Source organism: Nocardioides sp. Root682, from assembly GCF_001427795.1.
Taxonomy (GTDB): domain Bacteria; phylum Actinomycetota; class Actinomycetes; order Propionibacteriales; family Nocardioidaceae; genus Nocardioides.
In genome coordinates, this window is record NZ_LMHJ01000003.1 from 818,654 (window position 1) to 844,110 (window position 25,457).

Consider the following 25,457-nt stretch of genomic DNA (forward strand, 5'->3'; position numbering starts at 1 on the left):
GCCCGTGAGTCGTCAGCAACCCGAGCAGCAGGCACCCCCGGTCCAGAAGGTGCGGATCAGGTACGCCAAGCGTGGTCGGTTGCGCTTCACCAGCCACCGCGACGTCAGCCGCGCGATCGAGCGCGCCGTCGTACGTGCCGCGATCCCGATGGCCTACTCCTCCGGGTTCCATCCGCACCCCCGGATCTCCTACGCCGGCGCAGCGCCGACCGGCTCGGCCAGTGAGTCGGAGTACGTCGAGCTCGGCCTGTCCATGGCCCGGGACCCCGAGGACATCGGCCGCGAGCTCGACGCGGTCCTCCCCGACGGGCTGGACGTCGTCACGGCCGTGGACGGCGCGAACACGATCCCCGGCTCGCTGTCGGACCTGCTCACCGCAAGCCACTGGCAGATCGACCTGCCGGAGGCACCCGAGGACCTCGCCGGTGCCGTTGCGGCGTTCCTCGCCACCGAGTCGGTGCTCGTCGAACGGATGACCAAGAAGGGCCTGCGCAGCTTCGACTGCCGCGCGGCCGTCGTCCGGCTCGAGGTCACCGCCGAGGGCGGCCTCGACCTCGTGCTCGAGCACTCCGTGCCCGCCGTACGACCTGACGACCTGCTCGCCGGCCTGGCCCAGGTCGCTGGCTTCGAAACCCCGCCGACGGTCCTGCTCACGCGTGTCGCCCAGGGGCTGCTCGACCGGGAGACCGGCACGATCGGCGACCCGCTCGCGACTCGCTGATACTTCCCGGCTGACCCCTGTGTGCGATACTCGCCACAGGATCCACCCCGTGCGCGTCCTACAGGAGAGCGCAGGGAGATCTGACGACGTTCTCGCCGCCCGGTAGGTGTGACTGCCGGACGGCACGGTGGAAGTCAGACCCCGCCCGACGCGACGCACAAGGCGACCGCGGCAGGTGAAGGTCGGAATTCCAGTGACGCTGTGCGGAGGGTGTCGTCCCACGAAGGCTTACGACACGACCCCCGGGCGCGTGTCGATGACACCCCGGGACGCGGAAGCGGGCCCGGGTGAGGAGTACCGCAATGACGGACGCGCCCACCAACACCCCGATCGACACGCCGAGCGACACGCCGGCTGAGGCTCCCGCCGAGGCGGCTGCCCCGGTCGAGGCGCCGGCGGAGAAGACCGCCGCGAAGACCGCAGCCAAGAAGACCGCCCCCCGCAAGACGGCGGCGAAGAAGACCACGGCCAAGAAGACGGCGGCGAAGCCCGACGCCGAGGCCGACGAGTCCGCAGGCGAGAAGCCCGCGAAGAAGACGGCCGCCAAGAAGACGGCTGCGAAGAAGACCGCGGCCAAGAAGACGGCCGCCAAGAAGACCCCGGCGAAGAAGGCTGCGGCCCCCACGTCGGAGCAGCTGCTCCTGACCGAGGACGAGCCCGCCGCGGAGACGGCCGCCCCGGCTGCCGCCCCCGAGGCCCGCACCACCACGGTGACGACCCGGACCCGCTCCTCGCGGCCGCCCCGCAACACCGCCGTCCTCTTCCAGGCTCCCGAGACGACTGCTGCTCCGGTTGCGACCGACGAGGAGCTCGAGGAGGACGAGGAGACCGCCGAGACCGTGGTCACCGCCGACGACGCCGTGGAGGCGCCCGTCGCGCAGGACCAGGAGTCGGACGACGACGAGGGTGACGAGGACGACGACGAGGACACCGAAGGTGGCTCGACGTCCGCCAACGCTGCTCGCCGGCGCCGCCGTCGCGGTGGCCGCCGTCGTCGCAAGCCGGCCGGAGCGGGCAACGCCGGCGGCGAGGCCGGCGACGACGAGTCCGACGACGCCGAAGGCGCCGAGGGATCCGAGGGTTCGGAGTCCACCGAGGCCGACGAGAGCACCGAGACCGGCCAGGAGCAGGCGCCCGCGCGCGCCGCGAACGGCGGCAACAACGGCCAGCGCCAGCGTCAGCGCCAGGGTGGCGGCAACGCCCAGGCCCGCGCGAAGGCCGACGCCGACGCGGCTGCGGCCGCTGAGGGCGACGACGCCTCCGAGGACAGCGACGAGAACGACACCGACGGTGAAGGCGGGGGACAGGGCGGTTCGAGCTCCTCGCGTCGCCGTCGCCGTCGTCGTCGTACCGGTGAAGGTGGCGGCGGCCAGGGCGGAGACGGCGGGGACGACCCCGAGAACACCGTCACCCGCGTCCGCAAGCCGCGCACGGCCGAGGACGAGATCACGAGCATCGCCGGTTCCACGCGCCTGGAGGCCAAGAAGCAGCGCCGCCGTGAGGGCCGCGAAGCCGGCCGTCGCCGCGCGCCGATCGTGAGCGAGGCCGAGTTCCTGGCCCGTCGCGAGTCGGTCGATCGGGTCATGGTCGTGCGCCAGCGCAAGGACCTCACCCAGATCGCCGTCCTCGAGGACAAGGTCCTCGTCGAGCACTACGTCGCCCGCGAGTCGCAGACCTCGCTCATCGGCAACGTCTATCTCGGTCGCGTGCAGAACGTGCTGCCCTCCATGGAGGCTGCGTTCATCGACATCGGCAAGGGGCGCAACGCCGTCCTGTACGCCGGCGAGGTCAACTGGTCCGCGCTCGGCCACAAGGACGGCCAGCCGCGCAAGATCGAGTCGGTCCTGCAGTCCGGGCAGACCATCCTGGTCCAGGTCAGCAAGGACCCGATCGGACACAAGGGCGCCCGGCTGACCAGCCAGGTCAGCCTCGCGGGCCGCTTCCTGGTCTATGTGCCCGACGGCACCACCTCGGGCATCTCGCGCAAGCTGCCGGACACCGAGCGGTCGCGACTGAAGGCCTTGCTCAAGGAGGCCGTCCCCGCGTCGGCCGGTGTCATCGTGCGGACCGCCGCCGAGGGTGCGTCCGAAGACGAGCTCACCCGCGACGTCGAGCGCCTCAAGGCCAAGTGGGACGACATCGAGGCCAAGGTCGCCAAGGGCAACGCCCCGCAGCTCCTGCACGGTGAGCCCGACCTGACCCTCAAGGTCGTCCGCGACCTCTTCACCGAGGACTTCTCCAAGCTCGTCATCCAGGGCGAGGACGCCTGGAGCTCCGTCAAGGAGTACGTCGACCAGATCGCTCCCGATCTCTCGGACCGCGTCGAGCGCCAAGATCCGTCGGGCCCCGACCTGTTCACGGTGCACCGGATCGACGAGCAGATCGCCAAGGGCCTGGACCGCAAGGTCTGGCTGCCCTCCGGCGGTTCGCTCGTCATCGACCGCACCGAGGCGATGACGGTCGTCGACGTCAACACCGGCAAGTTCACCGGTTCGGGCGGCAACCTCGAGGAGACGGTCACCAAGAACAACCTCGAAGCGGCCGAGGAGATCGTGCGCCAGCTCCGCCTGCGCGACATCGGCGGCATCATCGTGGTCGACTTCATCGACATGGTCCTGGAGGCCAACCGCGACCTGGTGCTGCGGCGCATGGTCGAGTGCCTCGGCCGCGACCGCACCCGTCACCAGGTCGCCGAGGTCACCTCGCTCGGCCTCGTGCAGATGACCCGCAAGCGGATCGGCACCGGTCTCGTCGAGGCCTTCAGTGAGACCTGCTCGCACTGCCAGGGCCGCGGCCTGATCGTCCACGACCTGCCGGTTGCCCCCAAGGGTGGTGGCGGCGGTGGCACCGAGCCCGAAGAGGGTCGTCGGGGCAACAACCGTCGCAAGGCCAAGCCGAAGGGCGACGCTCCGGTCGAGACCGCTGCCGCCGCCAAGCCGGTCCCGTCCCCGAAGGACGTCGCCGCGATGGCCAAGCATGCTGACGAGGCTCACGAGGACGCGACCGACGAGGCTCCCGTCGTGGTTGACGAGGCCCCTGTGGTGGTCGAGGAGGCCCCTGTGGTGGTCGAGGAGGCCCCTGTGGTGGTCGAGGAGGCCCCTGTGGTGGTCGAGGAGACCCCTGTGGTGGTCGAGGAAGCCCCCGTGGTGGTCGAAGAGGCCCCCGTCGTGGTCGAAGAAGCCGCCGTCGTGGTCGAGGAAGCCCCCGTGGTGGTCGAGGAAGCCCCTGTGGTGGTCGAAGAGGCCCCCGTCGTGGTCGAGGAGCCGGCGCCTGCGCCGGTGGCCACGACCAAGGTCGTCACCCGTACCCGACGCAGCTCGGCCAGCCGTCCGGCGGGTCCGCCGGTGGCGGTCGTGACCGTGGCAGCCGCGGAACCGACCGAAGCGAACGAGGACGCGCCGGCCGCTGAGGCCGATGCGTCCGAGGCGCCGGTGGCACACGTGCCGATCAAGAAGAAGGGCGCTGGCAAGCGCTAGCAGTGCGGGGCGGGTCCATCGTTTTGGTGGATACCGGCCCGAACCGTAGTATTGACCGTCGGTGCGCCGCAGGTGCGCCGTTCTGCTGGCGCCCGGCGAATTCGCTGTGCGTGCCGCAGACCCGAACGTTGACGTGAGAAGGAGCCCGCGGTGGTGTACGCGATCGTGCGCGCAGGCGCGAAGCAGGAAAAGGTCGAGGTCGGCGACGTCTTCGAGATCGACAAGTGCGCTACGCCGGTCGGCGACACCCTCACGCTGCCGGTGGTCCTCACCGTCGACGGTGAGACCGTGACCAGCACGGGCCTCGAGAAGGCGTCGGTGACGGTTGAGGTCCTCGGTGCCACCAAGGGCCCGAAGATCGTCATCCAGAAGTACAAGAACAAGACCGGCTACAAGAAGCGCCAGGGTCACCGCCAGAAGTACACCCAGGTCAAGGTCACCGACATCTCTCTCTGAGCTGGATCCCCGGGCGGGTTCACCTCTTCACTCCCAAAGGACTGAAACATGGCACACAAGAAGGGCGCAGCGTCCACCAAGAACGGGCGCGACTCCAATGCTCAGCGTCTCGGCGTGAAGCGCTTCGGCGGCCAGGTCGTCAGCGCCGGCGAGATCATCGTTCGCCAGCGTGGCACCCACTTCCACCCGGGTTCGGGCGTCGGTCGCGGTGGCGACGACACGCTGTTCGCGCTCATCCCCGGTGCTGTCGAGTTCGGCAAGAAGCGCGGCCGCAAGGTCATCAACATCGTTCCGGGTGAATGAGCTGACGCTCGTTTGACCTGGCTTACGAAGGGCGTCCCGTTCGACGGGGCGCCTTTCGCCATTTTGGTTTCGAGGCTCGCAAGCTCGCACCTCAACCACTGAGAAGAGAAGATGCACCCATGGCTGTTCCCACCTTCGTCGACCGCGTGACGCTCACTGTCGCTGCTGGCCGGGGCGGTCACGGGGTCGCGTCCGTCCACCGTGAGAAGTTCAAGCCGCTCGGCGGCCCCGACGGCGGCAATGGCGGGCCCGGTGGCTCGATCATCCTCCGGGTCGACCCCGACGTCACCACGCTGCTGGAGTACCACCACAGCTCGAAGCGCCAGGCCGAGCACGGCGGCCACGGTGCGGGCGACCACAAGAACGGTTCCCACGGGACCGACATGATCTTGAAGGTGCCGGACGGCACCGTGGTGAAGCGCCGCAACGGTGAGGTCATCGCCGACCTGATCGGCGCCGGCACCGAGCTCGTCGTGGCCGAAGGCGGCCGTGGCGGCCTCGGCAACGCGTCTCTGGCGTCCAAGTCCCGCAAGGCTCCCGGCTTCGCGCTGCTCGGTGAGCCCGGTGACGAGCTCGAGGTCGTGCTCGAGCTCAAGGTCGTCGCCGATGTCGGTCTGGTCGGTTTCCCCAGCGCCGGCAAGTCCAGCTTGATCGCGTCGATCTCGAAGGCTCGTCCCAAGATCGCCGACTACCCGTTCACGACCCTGGTCCCCAACCTGGGCGTGGTCACCGCTGGTGACTTCACCTTCACTGTCGCCGACGTGCCCGGCCTGATCGAGGGCGCGGCCGAGGGTCGTGGTCTCGGCCACGACTTCCTGCGCCACATCGAACGCTGCGCCGCGCTCGTGCACGTCCTCGACACGGCGACCATGGAGCCCGGCCGCAACCCGGTCGACGACCTCGACATCATCGAGGCCGAGCTCAGCCGCTATGGCGGCCTCGAGGACCGGCCGCGCCTGATCGCCCTCAACAAGGTCGACGTGCCCGACGGCCGCGGCATCTCCGAGATGGTCGTCGACGACCTGCGTGAGCGCGGACACCGCGTCTTCGAGATCTCCGCGATGTCCGGTGAGGGCACCCGCGAACTGATCTACGCCATGGCCGAGATCGTCCAGGAGGCGCGCAAGGCCAAGCTGGCCGAGATCCCGACCCGGATCGTCGTACGCCCCAAGGCTGTCGACGACGACGGCTTCACCGTCACCTCCACCAAGGCCGGCTGGCGGGTGGTGGGCAAGAAGCCCGAGCGCTGGGTCCGCCAGACCAACTTCAGCAACGACGAGGCCGTCGGCTACCTCGCTGACCGCCTCAACCGGCTGGGCGTCGAGACGCGCCTGTTGCAGCTGGGCGCGGAGGCCGGAGACTCGGTGCTGATCGGCCCCACCGACGACTCCGTGGTGTTCGAGTTCAGGCCGGGCGTCGACGCGGGTGCCGAGAACCTGTCACGGCGCGGCGAGGACGATCGTTTCCAGGACGACCGCCAGGCGGCCATCCGTCGTCGCGAGATCCAGGCCAAGCTGGGCGAGCGCGCCGAGGGCGAGACGCGCGCCGACGTGGCCCGCCGGATCGACAAGCCCGAGGTCTACGGGCCGACCTCCTACGAGATCGGCTCTGAGGAGGACCCGGACGTCGCTCCGGCCGTGCCCGAAGACGAGGCGTGGCTCGAAGAAGACCCCGGTGAGTGAGGCCGTGACCCGTGAGGTGGTGGCCGGCGCCCGCCGGATCGTCGTCAAGGTCGGGTCCTCGTCGCTGACCACTGCCGCTGGCGGGATCGACCCCGACCGGGTGAGCTCGCTGGTCGACGTCCTGGCCGCCGCGCGTGCCCGGGGCGCCGAGGTCGTCCTGGTCTCCTCCGGTGCCATCGCGGCCGGCCTGGCCCCGCTCGGGCTGAAGAAGCGTCCGCAGGGTCTGGCGGCCCAGCAGGCCGCTGCGTCGGTGGGCCAGGGCATCCTCGTCCACCGCTACACCGAGGAGCTGGCCCGGCACGGCCTCATTGCCGGCCAGGTGCTGTTGACCCTCGACGACGTCACCCGTCGCGCGCACCACCGCAACGCCCACCAGACCTTCACCAAGCTGCTCGAGCTCGGCGTGATCCCGATCGTCAACGAGAACGACACCGTGGCGACCCACGAGATCCGGTTCGGCGACAACGACCGGCTGGCGGCGCTCGTCGCCCACCTGGTCCATGCCGACCTGCTGGTGCTGCTCTCCGACGTCGACGGCCTGTACGACGGCCCGCCGACCCGCCCCGGGGCGCGGTTGATCACGGACGTGCGGGGCGACGAGGACCTCGCGGGCATCACGATGGGCTCCGTCGGCGCGGCCGGCGTCGGCACCGGTGGCATGGTCACCAAGGTCGATGCGGCAGCGATCGCCACGGGCTCGGGGATCCCGGTGGTCCTCACGTCGGCGGACGGCGCTTCGGCGGCCCTGGCCGGCGATCCCGTCGGGACGCTGTTCCACGCGACCGGCAAGCGTCGTCCCATCCGCCTGCTCTGGCTGCGGCACGCCACCGAGCCGAAGGGGTCCGTGGTCCTGGACCCCGGTGCCGTGCGCGCCGTCGTCGAACGCCGCGCCTCGCTGCTCGCAGCCGGAATCACCGCGGTGCAGGGCAGCTTCGTCGCGGGCGACCCGGTCGACCTGCGCGATGTCGACGGCACGGTCGTCGGCCGCGGTCTGGTCAACTTCGACGCCGCAGAGCTGCCGCCCCTGCTGGGTCGGTCCTCGAAGGAGCTCAAGCAGGAGCTGGGCGCCGCCTACGAGCGCGAGGTCATCCACCGCGACGACCTCGTCGTGCTGCGCTGACTCCGCGGTCTCGACATTGGTGAGGGTTGGCTGCCGTGTACGGCGGCGCCGTACCCTTGGCATGACATGAAGGACGCCCCGACGGTCTACCTCGACCACGCCGCGACGACGCCGATGACCGACGTCGCCATCGAGGCGTTGACGGCGCGACTGCGCGAGGTCGGCAACGCGAGCTCGCTGCATGCCTCCGGGCGCCGTGCGCGGCGCATCGTGGAGGAGTCCCGGGAGACCGTCGCGCAGGCCCTGAACTGCCGTCCGGGCGAGGTGGTCTTCACCTCCGGTGGCACCGAGGCCGACAACCTGGCCGTGAAGGGCCTCTACTGGTCGCGCCGGGCCACCGATCCGCGTCGCCTGCGCTTCCTCGCCTCGGGCGTCGAGCACCACGCCGTCCTCGACCCGCTGGAGTGGCTGGAGGAGCACGAAGGCGCTGCGGTCAACCTGCTTCCGGTCGACACCGTGGGACGCCTGTCCGTGCAGGCGCTGCGCACCGCGGTCGAGCTCGAACCGGCCTCGGTCGCTGCGATCACGGTGATGTGGGCCAACAACGAGGTCGGGACGCTCCAGCCCATCGACGAGGTCGTCGCCCTCGCCGGCGAGCACGGCATCCCGGTCCACACCGACGCCGTCCAGGCGATCGGTTCCGTGCCGGTCGACTTCGCCGCCTCCGGTGTCGACGCGCTCTCGGTCTCCGGGCACAAGGTCGGTGGCCCGCAGGGCGTGGGCGCCCTCGTCGTACGACGCGAGGTGGACCTGACCGCGCTGCTGCACGGCGGTGGCCAGGAGCGCGACGTCCGCAGCGGCACCCTCGACGTCCCGGCGATCGCCGGGTTCGCAGCCGCGGTCGAGCTGGCCGTCAAGCACCAGGCCGACCACGCCGCGCGGCTCACCGTCCTGCGCGACCAGCTGGTTGCCGCCGTACGACGCGAGGTGCCTGACGTCGTCCTCAACGGTGACCTGGTTGACCGGCTCCCGGGCAACGTGCACCTCGGATTCCCCGGCTGCGAGGGCGACTCGCTGCTCATGCTGCTCGACGCCCGTGGCATCGAGTGCTCCACCGGTTCGGCCTGTTCGGCCGGTGTGCCGCAGCCCTCGCACGTGCTGCTGGCGATGGGTCGCAGTCCCGAGGACGCTCGCAGCTCGTTGCGGTTCAGCCTCGGCCACACCACCACCGTCGCCGACATCGAGGCCGTCGCGGCCGCCATCGCTCCCTGCGTGGAGCGGGCCCGTGCGGCCCGTGCGTGACCGGCACCCGTGAGTCGGAGGTGATCGCGCCATGAAGGTCGTTGCTGCCATGTCCGGTGGCGTGGACTCGGCCGTCGCTGCCGCGCGCGCGGTCGAGGCCGGCCACGACGTCACGGGCATCCACCTGGCACTGTCGCGCAACCCGAAGTCGTACCGCTCCGGCGCACGGGGTTGCTGCACGATCGAGGACTCCAACGACGCCCGCCGGGCTGCTGACGTGATCGGCATCCCGTTCTACGTCTGGGACCTCTCCGACCGGTTCCACACCGACGTCGTCGAGAACTTCATGGACACCTACGCAGCGGGGGAGACGCCGAACCCCTGCCTGCGCTGCAACGAGAAGATCAAGTTCGCCGCCGTCCTCGACCGCGCGCTGGCGCTGGGCTTCGACGCCGTCGCGACCGGCCACTACGCCACCGTCGTCACCACCGATGCGGGCGTCGAGCTGCACCGCGCGGTCGACAACGCGAAGGACCAGTCCTACGTCCTGGGCGTCCTCGACGAGCAGCAGCTGCGGCACTCGATCTTCCCCCTCGGCGACACCACCAAGGACGTCGTCCGGGTGGAGGCCGCGCGTCGCGGACTGCTCGTGGCGGACAAGCCGGACAGCCACGACATCTGCTTCGTCGCTGATGGCGACAACGCCGGCTGGCTGCGCGAGAAGCTCGGCGACCGCGCGCCGAACCACGGTGGCGAGATCCGCGACGAGGCGACCGGCGAGGTGCTCGGCCACCACGAGGGCACCTTCGGCTTCACCATCGGCCAGCGCAAGGGGCTGCGTCTCGGCATCCCCGCGGCCGACGGCCGGCCGCGGTTCGTGCTCGACATCGAGCCGGTCAGCGGCACGGTGACCGTCGGCCCGCGCGAGCGTCTTGCGGTGGACCGCGTCGAGGGCGACCGGCTGCGCTGGTGCGGCACGCCGCTCCCGTCCGGCACCGTCCTCGACGGCGACCGGGTGACGGTCCAGCTCCGGGCGCACGGCGCCGAGCACCGCGCCGTCGTCCGGGTCGTCGACGACCGCCTGGAGATCGACCTCATCGACATCGCCGAGGGCATCGCGCCCGGCCAGGCCGCGGTCGTGTACGACGGCACGCGGGTCGTCGGCTCAGCGACGATCACCGCGACGCAGCGGGTCCCCGCGTGACGATCAGGGGCACCGGGATCGGGTCCGTCCCGGGTGACGAGCAGCGCGACTTTGACGAGGCGGTGGCCCTGGTCCTGGGCGAGCTGGCGGCCGACGAGCACGGGCTGCCGTTCCTCCCGGAGGTCCCGGGACGGGGAGCGCCGGCGGCGATGACCGGTCGGACCCTCGGGCTGGTCACTGGCCTCGATGCCGATCTCCAGCCCAGCGGCTGGCGGCTCACTGGGTCCAGCGGCGCTCCGGCGATCGACCAACGGCGGGCGCGCAGCCTGCTGTCCCAGGACCTCGACGGGCTCGAGGAGCGCGCATCGGGCCACACGGGCGCGTTCAAGGTGCAGGTCACCGGACCGTGGACCCTTGCCGCGACCGTCGAGCGCCCGCGCGGCGACAAGATCCTTGCCGACCACGGTGCCCGCCGGGAGCTCGCCCAGGCGCTGGCCGAGGCCGTGACCGACCACCTGGCCGACGTACGACGCCGGCTGCCTGCTGCGACGGAGCTGGTCCTGCAGGTCGACGAGCCGGCCCTGCCGGCCGTCCTGGCCGCCGCCATCCCGACCGCGTCCGGTTTCGGACGACACCGCGCGATCCACCCGCCCGAGGCCAGCCAGGCGCTGGAGTGGGTCCTTGCCGCGGCGGCCGACGCCGGAGCAACGCCGTGGGTGCACTGCTGTGCGCCCGACGTCCCGATCGGCCTGCTCCGTGGGGCGGGCGCGCGGGGCGTGATGGTCGACCTCGGCCTGCTCGACGCCGCGGGGCACGACGCCGCTGGGGAGGCGCTCGAGGCGGGCGACACGATCGCTCTCGGCATCGTGCCGACGTTCGACGACCCCACGGGCGACGCACCGCTCGTGGAACGGGTCCGGCGCTGGCTGGACATGCTCGGCCTCGACCCGGAGCAGGTGAGTGGCTCGCTGGTCATCTCGCCGACCTGCGGCCTTGCGGGAGCGACGCCGGGTTGGTCGCGCCGCGCGCTCGAGCTGTCCCGTCTGACCGCGCGTTCGCTCGGCAACTGAGCAACCGAGCAGCTGGAGACGACGAAGCCCGCCGGAGCAGTGCTCCGACGGGCTTCGCCTTGGGGGGCTTGATCAGCCGACGTGAACGCCCTCGGGGGCGTCGGTCGCCATCTCGTCGTGCTTGACGTTCAGGAAGGTCCAGATCACGGCCGAGGCCGACAGCATCAGGATCGACGCAGCCAGGAAGGCATGGGTGGCGCCCTCGGGGAAGCTGGATCCGAACACCGCGACGTCCAGGAAGGACAGGTCGCCGCCCGGGATCGGTGCCGACGGGTCGCCGCCGCTGGCGGTGATCGCATCGCGCATCGGGCCGGTGACCTCGTCGGTCTGGCTGTTGGTGAAGTGCAGCGCCACCGTGCTCAGGGTCGCGAGGCCGATGGCGCCACCGACCTGCTGCATGGTGTTGAGCACGCCGGATCCGATGCCGGAGTCCTCGGCCCGGACGTGGTGCACCGCGGTGAGGGTCAGCGGCACGAAGACCAGACCCATGCCGACGGCCATCATGATGATGAACGGGAAGATGTGCGTCCAGTAGTTGATGTCCGCACCACCCTCGCCGAGTGCCTTGAGGACGGCGGCGGGGGACTCGTCGACGGGAATTCGCGAGAACATGAACAGCGCGGTCGCCGCCAGCAGGGTTCCGGTGCCGGCGAGGAAGCGCGGGTCGACCCGCGCGATCAGGTTGGACGAGAGCGCGGCGCCGATCACGATGCCGAACGAGAACGGCAGGAACGCGAAGCCGGCCTCGAGCGAGCTGAAGCCCATGATCTGCTGGATGAACAGGCTCAGGAAGAAGAACATCGAGAACATCGCGGCGGGGGCGATCATCATGGCCGCGAAGCTCGTGGCCCGGGTGCGGTTGGCGAAGATCCGGACTGGCAGCAGCGGGTGCTCGACGCGCGACTCGATGAACGCGAAGGCTGCCAGCAGGCCGACACCGGCGATCAGCGGGATGATCGTCTGGGGGTCGCCCCAGCCGTAGGCCTCTTCGCCCGCGCGGGACAGGCCGAAGACGATGCCGAGCAGGCCGAGCGTGCCGGTGATGGCGCCGGGGATGTCCATCTCACCGGGGTGCGACTCGGACTCGGTGAGCACGCGAGGCACCAGGAATGCGGCGATCAGGCCGATCGGCACGTTGATCAGGAACGTCATCCGCCAGCCCTCGACGTCCAGGCCCACGAAGGAGTCGAGACCGGTGAGCCAGCCACCGAGGATCAGGCCGATCGCGGCACCGACGCCGGACATGGTGGCGTAGGCAGCCATCGCGCGGTTGCGCGCAGGACCGGCCGGGAAGGTGGTCGTGATCAGCGCCAGGGCGGCCGGCGCGGCCATGGCAGCGCCCACGCCCTGCAGTGCCCGCGAGCCGAGCAGCATGGCCTCGTTGGTGGCCAGCCCGCCGAGGGCCGAGGCCACGGCGAACGTCGCGAGGCCGATCATGAACAGCTTGCGTCGACCGTAGAGGTCACCGAGGCGGCCGCCGAGGAGCAGCAGGCCACCGAAGGCGAGGGCGTAGCCGGTGACGATCCAGGTCAGGTTGGCCTGGGAGATGTCCAGGTCCTGGCCGATGAAGGGCAGCGCGATGTTGGCGATGGTGGAGTCGAGCACCACCATCAGCTGCGCGGTGAGGATGAGCACGAGCGCGAGACCCGCGTGCTTGCTCGGGGTCTCGACCTCTGCGGACGAGATCGTCTCCGCAGGGTCGAGTGATTCGACGTCGGTCATGGGTGATTCCTTCGTGAGGTGGTGATGATGCGTCGGGTCAGCCGCGGGTGGCGGCGGGAAGAATGATCTGGTCGATCACGCGAGCGATCAGGTCGGGCGTCGGCGGATCGCCGAGCAGGAACATGCGGTGCAGGATGATGCCGGGCAGAGCGGTCGAGAGCAGGTCGATGTCGGCGTCGTCACGCAGCTCGCCGCGGTCACGGGCCCGCTCGTAGATCTGCCGGCCGACAGCAGCCTTGGGTGCGATGAAGCGGGTGCGGAACTGGGCAGCGAACTCTGCGTCGCGGCCGATGGCCGTGATCACGCTGCCCAGCAGGTCGGTCTGGTGCTTGTCGGTGAGACCACCGTTGCCACAGAACACGGCCAGCAGGTCACCGCGCAGGCTGCCGGTGTCGTCCTTGACGACCAGCGGTGCCTTCTGGGACATCAGCGCGTCGATGACCAGCGCGGCCTTGCCGTCCCACTTGCGGTAGAGCGTCGCCTTCGACGCCTTTGCGCGAGACGCCACGGCGTCCATGGTGAGCCGGTCGTAGCCGACCTCCGCCAGCACCTCGAGCGTGGCCTCGAGCAGCTCCTGCTCGCGGTCGCCCTCGACGCGGGGGCGGGTGCCCGCCTCCGGCGAGGTGGGGCTCGTTCGCGGTGACATGGTGCTCCTGACGGGGTGGAAATGATGGAACGGTACGGTTCCGTTTCACTACGGTAGTACGGAACTGTTTCGTTTCGCAAGTTATTCCGTACGACGTCCTCCGGGCTGCGTCGTCGAGCCTGACAGCCGCCACCGACATCCGGTGCGGGCCGCGCAGCGGCTGTCGGCGGCACCGGGCAAGATGTGCGTCATGAGCGACGCCACGCCTCCCGTCGTACCCGCCGAGGTCCGTGACGAGCACGCCAGGATCTCCGAGGAGATCGAGGACGCGCGCTGGCGCTACTACGTGCTCGACGACCCGACGCTGTCGGACGCTGACTTCGACAAGCGGATGCGACGCCTCGAGGAGATCGAGGAGGAGTTCCCCGAGCTGCGCACACCGGACTCGCCGACGCAGAAGGTCGGGGGAGCGGTGTCGACCGACTTCACCGCGGTCGACCACCTGCAGCGGATGGAGAGCCTCGACAACGCCTTCTCGTTCGAGGAGCTGGGTGCGTGGCATGCCCGCCTCGGGCGCGACGGCATCGAGAGTCCCGCGCTGCTGTGCGAGCTCAAGGTCGACGGGCTCGCGATCAACCTGCTCTACGAGAAGGGGCGCCTGGTGCGGGCCCTGACCCGGGGCGACGGACGAACCGGCGAGGACGTCACGCCCAACGTCAAGACGATCGAGTCGGTGCCGCACCGGCTCACGGGCACCGACGACTTCCCCGTGCCCGACCTGGTCGAGGTCCGTGGCGAGGTCTTCCTGCCGGCGCTGGCGTTCGAGCGGCTCAACGTGTCGATGACCGAGGCCGGCAAGCCGGCCTTCGCCAATCCGCGCAACGCTGCAGCGGGTTCGCTGCGGCAGAAGGATCCGCGCGTCACCGCGACCCGCGACCTCGGCATGGTCTGCCACGGCATCGGGGCCCGCCAGGGCTTCGAGCCGTCCGCGCAGTCCCAGGCCTATCGCGCCCTTGCCGCCTGGGGCCTGCCCGTCTCGGAGGCGGTTAAGGTGCTGCCGTCACTGTCCGAGGTCGAGGGCTACATCGCTCACGCGGGCGAGCACCGTCACACGATCGTTCCCTACGACATCGACGGTGTCGTGATCAAGGTCGATGACGTCAGCCTGCAGCGCCGCCTCGGCTCGACCAGCCGAGCGCCTCGGTGGGCGATCGCCTACAAGTACCCGCCCGAGGAGGTGAACACCAAGCTCCTCCGGATCGACGTCAACACCGGCCGCACCGGCCGGGTGACGCCGTTCGGCGTGATGGAGCCGGTCAAGGTGGCCGGCTCGACGGTCGAGATGGCCACCCTCCACAACGGCTACGAGGTCCAGCGCAAGGACGTTCGCCCCGGCGACACGGTCATCCTGCGCAAGGCCGGCGACGTCATCCCCGAGATCGTCGGCCCCGTGCTCGCGCTGCGGCCCGAAGGCCTGCCCGAGTGGGTGATGCCGACGGCCTGCCCGTCGTGCGCCACCGAGCTGGTCGAGCAGAAGGAGGGCGACAAGGACCGGCGCTGCCCCAACCACGAGCACTGTCCGGCGCAGGTCCGCGAGCGCGTGCACCACGTCGCCGGCCGGGGAGCCTTCGACATCGAGGGCCTGGGCTACGAAGCGGCGGTTGCGCTGCTCGACTCGGGCGCCATCCGCAACGAGGGCGACGTCTTCGACCTGTCCGTCGAGCAGCTGTTGGCCACGCCGCTCTTCACCCGGGCGCCGAAGAAGGACGAGAGCGGCCCTCAGCTCAGCGCGAACGGCCAGAAGCTGCTCGACAACCTCGGAGAGCGCAAGGCCACGGCCCCGCTGTGGCGTGTCCTCGTGGCGCTCTCCATCCGTCACGTCGGGCCGACCGCCGCTCGAGCGCTGGCCACCGAGTTCGGTTCCATGGAGGCGATCCGCGCAGCCAGTGAGGCCGACCTCGCGGCTGCCGAGGGAGTCGGGCCGACCATCGCCGATGCCGTCATCGAATGGTTCGCTGTCGACTGGCACGTCGAGATCGTGGAGAAGTGGGCGGCCTCCGGTGTCGCGATGGCCGATCAGCGCGACGAGTCCGTCGCGCGCACCCTCGAGGGCCTCACCATCGTCGTGACCGGTTCGCTCCAGGACTTCTCGCGTGACTCCGCGAAGGAGGCGATCCTGTCGCGCGGCGGCAAGGCCGCGGGATCGGTGTCCAAGAAGACCGACTTCGTGGTGATCGGTGAGAACGCCGGCTCGAAGGCCGAGAAGGCCGAACAGCTGGGGGTTCCGATCCTCGACGAGGACGGGTTCAAGCAGCTCCTGGCCGATGGACCACCTCAGGGTCCGCCGGAGTGATGAAGCGGTGGGTCCCGGCTGCCCTGCTCGCGCTTCTGGCGGCGGGGTGTTCCGGCACGGACGAACCGGAGTCCGACACCAGGACCGAACCGACCGCCCTCACGACGTCCGCCACCGCGCAGGCTGACGACCCCACGACGGGCGCCACCGCCGTACCCCACCGGGTGTCGCTGCCCGCGCTGCGTGAGAAGACGTACGACGGCGACGGGCTGCGTCTCGGCGAGGTGGTCCTCCGCGCGCCGAACCACACCGAGTACGAAGTGACCTACCGCAGCGGCAGGCTCACGATCTCGGGGCGGCTCGCCGTACCGAAGGGAGACGGGCCGTTCCCGACGGTGGTGCTCGCCCACGGCTACATCGATCCCGAGATCTACGTGAACGGACAGGGGATGACGCGTGAGCGGGCCTGGTTCGGCGAGCACGGGTACGTCGCACTGCACGTCGACTACCGCGGCCACGCCGGCTCCGATCCCGACCGCAGTCGCGGCCTGGACATGCGGATGGGCTACACCGAGGACGTCATCAACGCCGTGCACGCGCTGCGCGACTGGGAGGGCCCGGTCGATGACGAGCGGGTCGCCCTCGTCGGCCGGTCGATGGGCGGGGGAGTCGTCCAGAACGCGCTCGTGGTCGCGCCCGGTCTCGTCGATGCGGGCGTCGCGTTCGCCTCGGTCAGCTCGCTCGCCGCCGAGAACTTTGACCACTTCATCCGCTCCGACGGGTCTCGCGACCGGGTCACCGGCGCGATCCTGAAGGCCTACGGCGAGCCGAGGGCCAACCCGGACTTCTGGGACGGCATCAGCGCGCGCACGTACTTCGGCGACATCACCGAACCCGTGCTGATGCTCCACGGCACTGCCGACGACACCTGCCCGATCCGGTGGAGTCGCCAGACCACGCGGGCGATGCGCCGCGCCGGGGTCGACGTGACCCTCCAGGCCTACGACGGCGAGCAGCACGCCTTCGGTCCCCAGTTCGACAGCGCGATGGAGCGAACCGGCGAGTTCCTCGCCCGGCACCTTTCCTGAGACGGCCCCTTCCCACCACTACGCTGTTGCCTCCGGATCACCCTCGAAAGGCGCGACGTTGGCACGCATCCCCGGTGTGGGCGACCTGCTCGGTCCCTACCGGATCACCCGCGAGCTCGGTGCGGGCGGCATGGGGATCGTGTTCGAGGCGATCGAGGAGGGACTGGGGCGGCGGGTCGCGCTCAAGGTGCTCTCGTTGCAGCTGGCCTCCGAGCCGGAGTTCCGCACCCGGTTCACCCGCGAGGCATCGGTGCTGGCGCGCAGCGACAGCCCGCACATCATTCAGGTCTACAGCCACGGCGAGCAGGACGGCTGCCTCTACCTCGCCACCCAGTTCGTCTCGGGCGGTGACCTGGCTGCCCTCGTCGCCGGCGAAGGAGTTCCGGCTCCCGACGTGGCCCTCGACATCGCTGCCCAGGTCGCCTCGGCCCTCGCCGACGCCCATGCGGTCGGCGTGATCCACCGCGACGTGAAGCCTCACAACGTGCTGCTCCGCTCGGGCCAGGGCCAGGTGCACGCCTACCTCTGCGACTTCGGCATCGCCAGGGACGGCGAGTCCTCGCTGACCAGCAGCGGCGTGGTCGCCGGCACCTACGCCTACCTGGCTCCCGAACGGTTCCGCGGCGAAGCCGCGACCCCGGCCAGCGACACCTACGCCCTCGGCTGCCTGTTGTGGTTCCTGCTCACCGGTCGCCCTCCGTACGCCGGCGGGCTGGTCCAGCTCGCCCAGCAGCACGAGTTCTCGCCGATCCCGCAGCTGCCCGGGACGACCGACCAGATCAACGGATTCCTGCGGCGGGCCATGGCCAAGGATCCTGCGGCGCGTCACCCCAGCGCAGCCGCAGCCGCCGCCGAGCTGCGGGCGATCCGGGCCAGCGGACGCGTGCCCGACCAGCAGTTCGTCGTACCCCCTCCGGCGGCGCCGCCCGCCTACCTGTCGTCGCCGTCCGACCCGCTGTCCGCCCCGTCGTACGTGATCGCCGCGTCAGCGCCTCCGCCCCTGGCCCCGCCCGTGGCGCCGATCGCACAGCCGGCCGCCTCCTCGCCCTCCTCGCCGTCGTACGCCACGCCGAACCTGTCGACCCCGGTGCCCCGATCGGGCCGCGGCCCGCTGGTCGCGGTGATCGCCGTGCTCGCGGCGCTGGTCATCGGCGTCGGGGGCGGTGTCGCCTGGCACTTCCTGGGTGGTGACGGCGACGCGGGCGCCCGGACCGATGGCCAGAGTCCGAAGGCGGGGAGCACCGGCCCGACCCTGAGCCCCGAGCCGCAGGAGTCGGCGTCCGACCACGAGACCGTCGACCCGCCCGGCGCGCAGCTCGGACCGGTCACACGTGCCGACGTCAACGGCGACGGCAGCGACGACACGATCCTCGTCGACAACAGCGCCGACCAGACCCTGGTGCTGACCTCCGACGACGCGTCCGACACCGGGTTCGGCGACCTGGAGACCTGGTCGGGCACGGCCTACGGCACCGCCAAGGTGGTGCGAGGAGACTTCTCCGGCGATGGCCTCGCGGACCTGGCGCTCGTCGAGACCGACCGCGTCCGCGTCGCGCGCTCCAACGGCACCGGCTTCGATGCTCCCGAGGACTGGGGCGGCGTGCTGCAACCTGACCAATTCAAGGTGACGGCCGGTGACTTCGACGGCGACGGGATGACCGACCTCGCGTACCTGACGGGTGCGGGGGAGAATTACGTCGCCATCGACGTCGCACTGTCCGAAGGCTCCACGTTCGGCGGCCCCACCACGTGGGCGGTCGTCGACGGCTGGAAGTTCGAGAACATGAAGATCGGTGCCGGCGACTTCGACGCTGACGGCGACGCCGACCTGATCGAGCTCGGCAAGCCCAGCGAGGGCGGGGCGGACCTGCGCCTGTTCCGGTCCGAACGCAGCACGTTTGCGAAGAACGAGCTGTGGCTCTACTCCGCCACCTGGGACTGGAGCGGGACGCACCCGGTCGTCGGTGACTTCGACGGCGACGGTGATGCCGACGTGTTCGCGATGCTGGACGAGGGCAACGCACGGTTCGTCCGCGTCCTGTCTGACGGCACGACGCCCGTGCTCGAGAGCCAGCACCTCGACATCGCCGACGTCGCCTACGCCGACGCGCGTCCGGTCGCCACCGACACGGACGGCGACGGAACGACCGACCTGGTGCTGCTGGACCGGGCCACCGGCACGGTGCGTCTGTTGCGCTACGGGAGCGACGGTCTCCGCGAGACCGGCCGGATCGCGGCGGCGCTCGACGCCGACAACACCGTCGTCGTCGGCATCACGCGCTGAGGGCCGCCAGCCACGCCGCGGCCGCCGTGGGGCCGGCGAGATGGGTGAAGGCGACGTCGGGGTGGGACTCGCTGATCGTCGCGAGCCAGGTCAGGTCCGGCTCCGAGCCGTCGGCGCGCATCCGGCGCACGGTCCGGCGCACCAGGCCCCGCAGCGTGCCCGGCTCCTCGTGGGTCACGTGCACCACGAGGTCGGCCCGGTCGAGCAGCAACGCCCGCGGGTCGTCGTACTCACTGGTGGTGACCCAGCCGTCGAAGGACGCCAGGTGGTCGGCATCCGAGGGATCGGCGAGCTCGGCCAGCGGCACGAGCGGGACGTCGAGGACGGCAGCGAGCCGCTCGAGGAAGCTCGTCATTGCTGGTCCGGGTGTCCCCGCGGTGATCACCCGCTGCGGGATCCGCGGCGGAGTGGGAGTGGGCGGGTACACCCGGCGGATTCTAGGCACCTGCCCGCCACCTAGAATCACCGCCATGTCCCAACTCTCCCGCGACGAGGTGGCCCACCTGGCCGATCTCGCCCGGATCGACCTCGATGCCGCCGAGCTGGACCACCTGGCGCCCCAGCTCAACGTGATCCTCGAGGCGGTCGCATCCATCAGCGGAGTGGCCGGTGACGACGTCCCGCCGACGTCCCACCCCATCCCGCTCACCAACGTCTTCCGTGAGGACGTCGTGGTGCCCGGCCTGACCGCCGAGCAGGCGCTGTCCGGCGCACCGGAGGCCGAGGAGCAGCGCTTCCGCGTGCCGAGGATCCTGGGGGACGAGCAGTGAATGACCTGATCAAGAAGACCGCCGCCCAACTGGTCGACGCCCTTGCCGCTGGGGAGACGACGTCGGTCGAGCTGACCCAGGCGCACCTGGACCGGATCGCCGCCGTTGACGGGAACGCCACCGCAGGCATTCACGCGTTCCTCCACGTCGACGCCGAAGGTGCCCTCGCGCAGGCCGCCGAGTCGGACGCCCGCCGCGCCGCGGGGGAGACCCGCCACCTGCTCGACGGCGTCCCGATCGCCGTCAAGGACGTGCTGGCCACCCAGGGGCTCCCCACCACGTGTGGGTCGAAGATCCTCGAGGGTTGGATCCCGCCGTACGACGCCACGGTGGTCCGCAAGGTCAAGGCCGCCGGTCTGCCGATCCTCGGCAAGACCAACATGGACGAGTTCGCGATGGGTTCGTCCACCGAGCACTCCGCCTACGGCCCCACCCGCAACCCGTGGGACCAGACCCGGATCCCCGGTGGGTCCGGTGGCGGCTCGGCTGCCGCCGTCGCCGCGTTCGAGGCGCCGCTGGCCCTCGGCACCGACACCGGTGGCTCGATCCGCCAGCCCGGTGCCGTGACCGGCACTGTCGGCGTGAAGCCGACGTACGGCGCGGTCTCGCGCTACGGCCTCGTCGCGCTCGCCAACAGCCTCGACCAGGTCGGCCCGGTCACCCGCACCGTCCTCGACTCGGCGCTGCTCCACGAGCTGATCGGCGGGCACGACCCGCTCGACTCGACGTCGGTCAACCAGCCGGTCGGCGCGTTCGTCGATGCCGCCCGACAGGGTGCCGACGGCGACCTGACCGGCCTGAAGGTCGGTGTCATCAAGGAGCTCGCCGGTGACGGCTGGCAGCCCGGTGTGATGACCCGCTTCGCCGAGACGGTCGAGCTGCTCACGAAGCTGGGCGCGGAGGTCACCGAGATCGCGTGCCCGTCGTTCGTGCACGCCATGGCGACGTACTACCTGATCCTGCCGGCCGAGTGTTCCTCGAACCTCGCCAAGTTCGACGCGATGCGGTACGGCCTGCGGGTCGTCCCCGAGGGCGACCCGTCCGCGGAGGCGGTCATGCGCGCGACCCGCGACGCCGGCTTCGGTGACGAGGTCAAGCGCCGGATCATGATCGGCACCTACGCCCTGTCCAGCGGCTACTACGAGGCCTACTACGGCCAGGCGCAGAAGGTCCGCACGCTCATCTCGCGCGACTTCGCGGCTGCGTTCGAGCAGGTCGACGTACTCGTCTCGCCGACGTCCCCGACGACGGCGTTCCCGCTGGGGGAGAAGCTCGACGACCCGCTGGCGATGTACCTCCAGGACCTCGCCACCATCCCGGCCAACCTGGCCGGCGTCCCCGGCATCTCGGTGCCGGCGGGCCTCGCGGACGAGGACGGCCTCCCGGTCGGCTTCCAGGTGCTGGCGCCGGCACTGGCCGATGATCGGTTGTACCGGGTGGGCGCGGCCGTCGAGGCGGCGCTGACCACGCAGTGGGGCGGCCCGATCCTTGCGAAGGCACCCATCCTCGGAGGAGACCGATGACTGACACGCTGATCGCCTTCGACGAGGTCATCGAGAAGTTCGACCCCGCCCTCGGCCTCGAGATCCACGTCGAGCTCAACACGAACACGAAGATGTTCTGCGGTTGCCCCGCGGTGTTCGGCGGCGAGCCCAACACGCAGGTCTGCCCGACCTGCCTGGGCCTGCCCGGCGCGATGCCCGTCGTGAACGGCAAGGCCGTCGAGTCGGCCATCCGGATCGGCCTCGCACTGAACTGCGAGATCGCCGAGTGGTGCCGGTTCGCGCGGAAGAACTACTTCTACCCGGACATGCCGAAGAACTTCCAGACCTCCCAGTACGACGAGCCGATCGCGTTCGAGGGCTTCATCGACGTCGACGTCGAGGGCGAGACCTTCCGCATCGAGATCGAGCGCGCCCACATGGAGGAGGACACCGGGAAGTCCAGCCACATCGGTGGATCGGACGGCCGGATCCACGGCGCCGACTACTCCCTGGTCGACTACAACCGCGCCGGCATCCCCCTGATCGAGATCGTCACCAAGCCGATCATGGGCACCGGCGACAAGGCGCCCCTGGTCGCGAAGGCGTACGTCTCCGCCATCCGCGACCTGATCGTGGCGCTCGGCGTCTCCGACGCCCGGATGGACCAGGGCTCGATCCGCGCCGACGTGAACCTGTCCCTGGCGCCGAAGGGCGCCGGCGGTCTCGGCACCCGGTCGGAGACCAAGAACGTCAACTCGCTGCGCTCGGTCGAGCGCGCGGTGCGCTACGAGATGGGGCGCCACGCCGGCATCCTGCTCGACGGCGGATCCGTGCTCCAGGAGACCCGTCACTTCCACGAGAACGACGGCTCCACGTCCTCCGGTCGCGAGAAGTCCGACGCCGAGGACTACCGCTACTTCCCGGAGCCGGACCTGGTCCCCGTGGCGCCGAGCCGCGAGTGGGTCGAGGAGCTGCGCCTGACCCTGCCCGAGAACCCTGCCGAGCGCCGGGTTCGACTGCAGGGCGAGTGGGGCTTCACCGACCTCGAGATGCGCGACGCCGTTGCTGCGGGCGCGCTCGTCCTCATCGAGCAGACCATTGCTGCCGGTGCCTCGGCACAGACGGCCCGCAAGTGGTGGCTCTCGGACCTGTCCCGTCGTGCCAACGACGCAGGCGTCGAGCTCGCCGAGGTCGGCGTGACGCCGGAGCAGGTCGCGGCCGTCCAGGCACTCGTCGACGGCGGGACGATCAACGACAAGATGGCCCGCCAGGTCTTCGACGGCATGCTCGCAGGTGAGGGCACTCCCGACGAGATCATCGCCGCACGTGGGCTGGCGCTCGTGTCCGACGACGGTCCGTTGCTGGCCGCCATCGACGAAGCCCTGGCCGCGCAGCCGGACATCGCCGAGAAGATCCGCGGCGGCAACCACGCCGCTGCCGGTGCGGTCATCGGTGCGGTCATGAAGGCCACGCGCGGCCAGGCCGACGCCGGCCGGGTCCGCGAGCTCATCCTGGAGAAGCTGACCTGACGATCACCCCACCGGCGTCTCGGGTGCCGCTGGGGTGCACGGGCCGGTCTCTCCGCGCAGGATCGGCCTCACGTCGGCGTCCAGGGACGTCGTACCGGTGGACCAGGGCCTGCCGTCGAGGTCGTCCTTGCGCAGTGCTTCCAGGGTGACGACGTCGCTGCCCGTCACCACGATGCACGACGAGCCGAGCTCGGTGGTGCCCTGGTCGTACCCCGCCAAGGGGCGTGCGAGGGGCCAGTCGATCGACCCGTCCTCGTCGCCCCCGTTGTCGGTGAGGACCAGCGCCACCCGTTCGGGGCGGTACGACGCCCGCCGGGTCGCGATGTCGCCATCGGGCGTCGTGGCTGCCGTCCGTGCGAGGTCGTCCAGCTCGTCGATCGCGTCGAGGAGTCGGTCCCACTCGTAGTCGTCGACGTCCTCGTCATGGCCCAGGCCGTAGACGGAGACCGCTTCGGCTCGGCCGCCGAGGGTCGTGAAGACCGACGTGACCGGCTGATCGGTCCAGTTGCTCTCTTCGTAGTCGTACTTCCCGAACGCGACGGTCTTGAACGCCTCGCGTACCCGGTCCAGACCGGCCGGGGTCAACGTGTAGGTGTCGACGCCGAGACCCTCCTTGCCATTGAGGTAGACGGTTCCGTCCGTGCGCACCTCCGCGTCGGGGACACGGGTGCCCGGCGCCCCACTCCCGCCGGTCGAGTAGATCGACACGAGCACGTCGTCGGCGTGTGCACTGACCACATCGGGGCTGGCCAGGGTGCCGTGCCCGGGTCCGTTGAGGGTGACGTCGATGGGCGGGTCGGAGGAGTCGCCACAGGCGGTGAGGCCGAAGGTCAGCAGGATCCCGAGAGCCGCGGCGTTGTGTCGTCGCATGTCAGGTAGGACGTGCCGGCGACCGCCAGGGTTCCCGGGGATGTCCTCCTACTGCTCGGCGAGCAGCATCCGGTCGTCCTCGTGCTCGACGGCGCACAGGTTGGTGAGGGAGATCCAGCCACGCCTCCCGTTGGAGGTCTCGACCGAGACCCAGGCGCGCTGGCCGTTGACCGACTCCCCGCGCTCCGTCATCCAGCGGGTGTTGAACTCCTTGCCCCGGATGAAGGTCGCGATCGTGCGGTCCTTCGTGCTCGGCCCCTGGCGCACGTTGGTGGTGGTGTTGACCCTGAAGGTCCAGTCACCAGCGGTGCCGGCGTACGGCTCCCTGGCGATCGAGGAGACGTAGCGGGCCGTCGACCGGCGTGCCCTGCCGTAGAGGGTGTGCCAGTGAGCTTGCTGGGTCATGGGGGAGACCTTTCCCGAGGGCTTCGGCGGAAGACGTTCTGAAGAACAGACGTCGTAGGGCGTCAGAAGGTTGCGTCCGGGGCCGAACCGGCCCGGAACCGGCGCGGGAACCAGTCAATTCGGGCCATGCCGACGCGGGTAAATCGGTCTAGCGTCGAGCGGTGACGGACCATCATGGGGGTGGTTCGCGCTGAGCCTGGGGGAGTCCCCGATGCAACACTTCAAGAACACCCGGAGGGCGCTCGCCGCCCTCGTCGCCGGGATCGTGGCCGCGCTGGCTGCGTCCCTGCTGATCGTCCCGCCAGCGAGTGCGGCGAGCCATTCCGGTGAGCTGCTCCTGCGCGGTCCCGGCGCCTCGGCCTACACCCGCGGGTACGCGGTCAGCCTGGTCGGCAAGGAGGGCGCCACGATGACGTACACCTTCCAGGTCCGCAACACCGGCACCACCCTCGCGCAGTACCGGATCAACATCAATGACTGGACCGGCGCCCAGGCCCAGCTGTACGACGGCACGCTGCTCCTCAAGCCACTGGCCAGCAGCCCGGACGGCTACTACACCAAGCCCATCGCGCCGGGCGGCAACCAGGCGCTGACCCTCAAGATCCCGATCCCGGTCGGCACCGCGGCTGTCGAGCACTACTCGTCGGTCTACCTCTACGGGACCGACGGCTACGTCCTCGACAGCAGGAACCTCATCGCCGAGGAGCCGGCCGTTCTGACCGGATCCACCGCGCAGGACCTGTTCGTCAAGAACGGTGGCCAGCTGGCCGTCGGTGGAGCAGGCCACCCCGCGCAGGTGATGACCGCGCCGACCATCTCCGGCACCCAGGTCGCGGTGTTCACCGCCACGTTGCAGAACTCGACCGCTGCGTCGACCACCATCGGGTTCCAGCTCTATGACGACGGCTGCGCCCAGGTGATCGTCAAGGACGGCACTCTGGACGTCACCGCGGCAGCCCGCAACGGCACGTACCAGACGCCGTCATTGGCGAAGCTCGGAAAGCGGAACCTCACGATCTCCGTCAAGAACGTCCTTGCCGGCTGCCCGCGGGGGACCGTCTACGTGTACTCGAAGCTGGGTGCAGGACCCCTACAGCAACAGTCGATCCTGCTCGCCAACAAGGCGGCCTGAGCAGTTCGTGCCACGGCGACCGGATCCCGCGCTCCACGAGCGGGATCCGGCCGTCGTCGACCTAGCCGCGACTGGTCATTTCGAGCCATGTGGGCGCGGGTAAAGCGGTCTAGCGTCGGTCGGTGACGGACCATCATGGG

21 protein-coding genes are annotated in these 25,457 nt (G+C 70.4%); 16 read left to right on the forward strand and 5 right to left on the reverse strand.

Annotation, left to right across the window (positions count from 1 at the left end; all coding sequences use genetic code 11):
* Positions 1–4: 4 nt before the first annotated feature.
* The 9 genes from ASD84_RS19235 (at position 5) to ASD84_RS19275 (ending at position 11,154) form a co-directional block, all read left to right on the forward strand.
* Positions 5–721, forward strand: a complete 717-nt coding sequence (locus tag ASD84_RS19235) for a TIGR03936 family radical SAM-associated protein (protein ID WP_056713884.1) — start codon at positions 5–7, stop codon at positions 719–721.
* 302 nt (positions 722–1,023) lie between these two features.
* Positions 1,024–4,197, forward strand: coding sequence for an Rne/Rng family ribonuclease (locus ASD84_RS19240; RefSeq protein WP_082574109.1), 3,174 nt, complete (start codon positions 1,024–1,026; stop codon positions 4,195–4,197).
* A 153-nt stretch (positions 4,198–4,350) separates the two neighbouring features.
* Positions 4,351–4,653 carry a 50S ribosomal protein L21 gene (rplU, locus tag ASD84_RS19245; protein WP_056714940.1) on the forward strand — a complete coding sequence of 101 codons (303 nt, stop codon included), beginning with the start codon at positions 4,351–4,353 and terminating at the stop codon, positions 4,651–4,653.
* Between the two features lie 48 nt (positions 4,654–4,701).
* Complete coding sequence (rpmA, locus tag ASD84_RS19250) at positions 4,702–4,956, forward strand: 50S ribosomal protein L27 (RefSeq protein ID WP_056713888.1); 255 nt, start codon at positions 4,702–4,704, stop codon at positions 4,954–4,956.
* Positions 4,957–5,075: 119 nt separating this feature from the next.
* Positions 5,076–6,638, forward strand: a complete 1,563-nt coding sequence (gene obgE / locus ASD84_RS19255) for a GTPase ObgE (RefSeq protein WP_056713891.1) — start codon at positions 5,076–5,078, stop codon at positions 6,636–6,638.
* Complete coding sequence (gene proB / locus ASD84_RS19260) at positions 6,631–7,758, forward strand: glutamate 5-kinase (protein ID WP_235531223.1); 1,128 nt, start codon at positions 6,631–6,633, stop codon at positions 7,756–7,758. The genes obgE and proB overlap by 8 nt, the downstream gene beginning before the upstream one ends.
* 66 nt (positions 7,759–7,824) lie before the next feature.
* A complete protein-coding gene (locus tag ASD84_RS19265; RefSeq protein ID WP_056713894.1) occupies positions 7,825–9,000 on the forward strand; it encodes a cysteine desulfurase family protein in 1,176 nt (391 codons plus the stop codon).
* Positions 9,001–9,031: 31 nt separating this feature from the next.
* Positions 9,032–10,144, forward strand: a complete 1,113-nt coding sequence (mnmA, locus tag ASD84_RS19270; protein WP_056713896.1) for a tRNA 2-thiouridine(34) synthase MnmA — start codon at positions 9,032–9,034, stop codon at positions 10,142–10,144.
* Entirely contained in the window at positions 10,141–11,154 is a 1,014-nt protein-coding gene (locus ASD84_RS19275) for a methionine synthase (protein WP_056713900.1), read from the forward strand. Before mnmA ends, ASD84_RS19275 begins: the two co-directional genes overlap by 4 nt.
* Before the next feature lie 72 nt (positions 11,155–11,226).
* On the opposite strand, the gene ASD84_RS19280 is transcribed toward ASD84_RS19275, so the two are convergent.
* Both ASD84_RS19280 and ASD84_RS19285 read right to left on the reverse strand, forming a co-directional pair.
* A complete protein-coding gene (locus ASD84_RS19280) occupies positions 11,227–12,876 on the reverse strand; it encodes an MFS transporter (RefSeq protein WP_056713903.1) in 1,650 nt (549 codons plus the stop codon).
* A 37-nt stretch (positions 12,877–12,913) separates the two neighbouring features.
* Entirely contained in the window at positions 12,914–13,522 is a 609-nt protein-coding gene (locus ASD84_RS19285; RefSeq protein ID WP_056713908.1) for a TetR/AcrR family transcriptional regulator, read from the reverse strand.
* Positions 13,523–13,712: 190 nt separating this feature from the next.
* Between ASD84_RS19285 and ligA the strand changes: the two genes are divergently transcribed.
* The 3 genes from ligA to ASD84_RS19300 are packed head-to-tail and all read left to right on the forward strand — an operon-like array spanning position 13,713 to position 19,127.
* On the forward strand, positions 13,713–15,815 hold the full coding sequence (gene ligA, locus ASD84_RS19290; protein ID WP_056714947.1) for an NAD-dependent DNA ligase LigA: 2,103 nt from the start codon (positions 13,713–13,715) through the stop codon (positions 15,813–15,815).
* Positions 15,815–16,843, forward strand: coding sequence for an alpha/beta hydrolase family protein (locus tag ASD84_RS19295; RefSeq protein WP_082574107.1), 1,029 nt, complete (start codon positions 15,815–15,817; stop codon positions 16,841–16,843). The genes ligA and ASD84_RS19295 overlap by 1 nt, the downstream gene beginning before the upstream one ends.
* Positions 16,844–16,901: 58 nt before the next feature.
* Positions 16,902–19,127 carry a protein kinase domain-containing protein gene (locus ASD84_RS19300; RefSeq protein WP_156392244.1) on the forward strand — a complete coding sequence of 742 codons (2,226 nt, stop codon included), beginning with the start codon at positions 16,902–16,904 and terminating at the stop codon, positions 19,125–19,127.
* Here the strand turns inward: ASD84_RS19300 and ASD84_RS19305 are convergent.
* The gene (locus tag ASD84_RS19305; protein ID WP_156392243.1) at positions 19,117–19,554 is read right to left on the reverse strand and encodes a hypothetical protein; all 438 of its coding nucleotides are present in this window, start codon (positions 19,552–19,554) and stop codon (positions 19,117–19,119) included. The two genes, ASD84_RS19300 and ASD84_RS19305, sit on opposite strands and share 11 nt — an antisense overlap.
* Positions 19,555–19,597: 43 nt before the next feature.
* On the opposite strand from ASD84_RS19305, the gene gatC reads away from it, so the two are divergent.
* From gatC to gatB, 3 genes are read left to right on the forward strand one after another with little or no spacing between them, the layout of a single operon-like run.
* Positions 19,598–19,897, forward strand: coding sequence for an Asp-tRNA(Asn)/Glu-tRNA(Gln) amidotransferase subunit GatC (gene gatC / locus ASD84_RS19310; protein ID WP_056713918.1), 300 nt, complete (start codon positions 19,598–19,600; stop codon positions 19,895–19,897).
* Complete coding sequence (gatA, locus tag ASD84_RS19315; RefSeq protein ID WP_056713922.1) at positions 19,894–21,420, forward strand: Asp-tRNA(Asn)/Glu-tRNA(Gln) amidotransferase subunit GatA; 1,527 nt, start codon at positions 19,894–19,896, stop codon at positions 21,418–21,420. Before gatC ends, gatA begins: the two co-directional genes overlap by 4 nt.
* Positions 21,417–22,910 (forward strand): Asp-tRNA(Asn)/Glu-tRNA(Gln) amidotransferase subunit GatB, encoded by a 1,494-nt coding sequence (gene gatB, locus ASD84_RS19320; protein WP_056713926.1) that lies wholly within the window; start codon positions 21,417–21,419, stop codon positions 22,908–22,910. Before gatA ends, gatB begins: the two co-directional genes overlap by 4 nt.
* Positions 22,911–22,913: 3 nt before the next feature.
* On the opposite strand, the gene ASD84_RS19325 is transcribed toward gatB, so the two are convergent.
* On the reverse strand, positions 22,914–23,780 hold the full coding sequence (locus ASD84_RS19325) for a hypothetical protein (protein WP_056713930.1): 867 nt from the start codon (positions 23,778–23,780) through the stop codon (positions 22,914–22,916).
* Positions 23,781–23,828: 48 nt separating this feature from the next.
* The gene (locus ASD84_RS19330; protein ID WP_056713932.1) at positions 23,829–24,185 is read right to left on the reverse strand and encodes an SH3 domain-containing protein; all 357 of its coding nucleotides are present in this window, start codon (positions 24,183–24,185) and stop codon (positions 23,829–23,831) included.
* Positions 24,186–24,396: 211 nt separating this feature from the next.
* On the opposite strand from ASD84_RS19330, the gene ASD84_RS19335 reads away from it, so the two are divergent.
* Positions 24,397–25,317: a hypothetical protein gene (locus ASD84_RS19335; protein ID WP_056713935.1), complete on the forward strand. Its 921-nt coding sequence runs from the start codon at positions 24,397–24,399 to the stop codon at positions 25,315–25,317.
* The last annotated feature ends 140 nt before the right edge of the window (positions 25,318–25,457 follow it).

What these genes read in the sequence shown, in the direction of transcription:
- ASD84_RS19240 (WP_082574109.1), top strand. Translation starts at nt 1,024, where the DNA reads ATGACGGACGCGCCCACCAACACCCCGATCGACACGCCGAGCGACACG.
- rpmA (WP_056713888.1), top strand. Translation starts at nt 4,702, where the DNA reads ATGGCACACAAGAAGGGCGCAGCGTCCACCAAGAACGGGCGCGACTCC.
- obgE (WP_056713891.1), top strand. Translation starts at nt 5,076, where the DNA reads ATGGCTGTTCCCACCTTCGTCGACCGCGTGACGCTCACTGTCGCTGCT.
- ASD84_RS19265 (WP_056713894.1), top strand. Translation starts at nt 7,825, where the DNA reads ATGAAGGACGCCCCGACGGTCTACCTCGACCACGCCGCGACGACGCCG.
- mnmA (WP_056713896.1), top strand. Translation starts at nt 9,032, where the DNA reads ATGAAGGTCGTTGCTGCCATGTCCGGTGGCGTGGACTCGGCCGTCGCT.
- ASD84_RS19280 (WP_056713903.1), bottom strand. Translation starts at nt 12,876, where the DNA reads ATGACCGACGTCGAATCACTCGACCCTGCGGAGACGATCTCGTCCGCA.
- ASD84_RS19285 (WP_056713908.1), bottom strand. Translation starts at nt 13,522, where the DNA reads ATGTCACCGCGAACGAGCCCCACCTCGCCGGAGGCGGGCACCCGCCCC.
- ligA (WP_056714947.1), top strand. Translation starts at nt 13,713, where the DNA reads ATGAGCGACGCCACGCCTCCCGTCGTACCCGCCGAGGTCCGTGACGAG.
- ASD84_RS19295 (WP_082574107.1), top strand. Translation starts at nt 15,815, where the DNA reads ATGAAGCGGTGGGTCCCGGCTGCCCTGCTCGCGCTTCTGGCGGCGGGG.
- gatC (WP_056713918.1), top strand. Translation starts at nt 19,598, where the DNA reads ATGTCCCAACTCTCCCGCGACGAGGTGGCCCACCTGGCCGATCTCGCC.
- gatB (WP_056713926.1), top strand. Translation starts at nt 21,417, where the DNA reads ATGACTGACACGCTGATCGCCTTCGACGAGGTCATCGAGAAGTTCGAC.
- ASD84_RS19325 (WP_056713930.1), bottom strand. Translation starts at nt 23,780, where the DNA reads ATGCGACGACACAACGCCGCGGCTCTCGGGATCCTGCTGACCTTCGGC.
- ASD84_RS19330 (WP_056713932.1), bottom strand. Translation starts at nt 24,185, where the DNA reads ATGACCCAGCAAGCTCACTGGCACACCCTCTACGGCAGGGCACGCCGG.
- ASD84_RS19335 (WP_056713935.1), top strand. Translation starts at nt 24,397, where the DNA reads ATGCAACACTTCAAGAACACCCGGAGGGCGCTCGCCGCCCTCGTCGCC.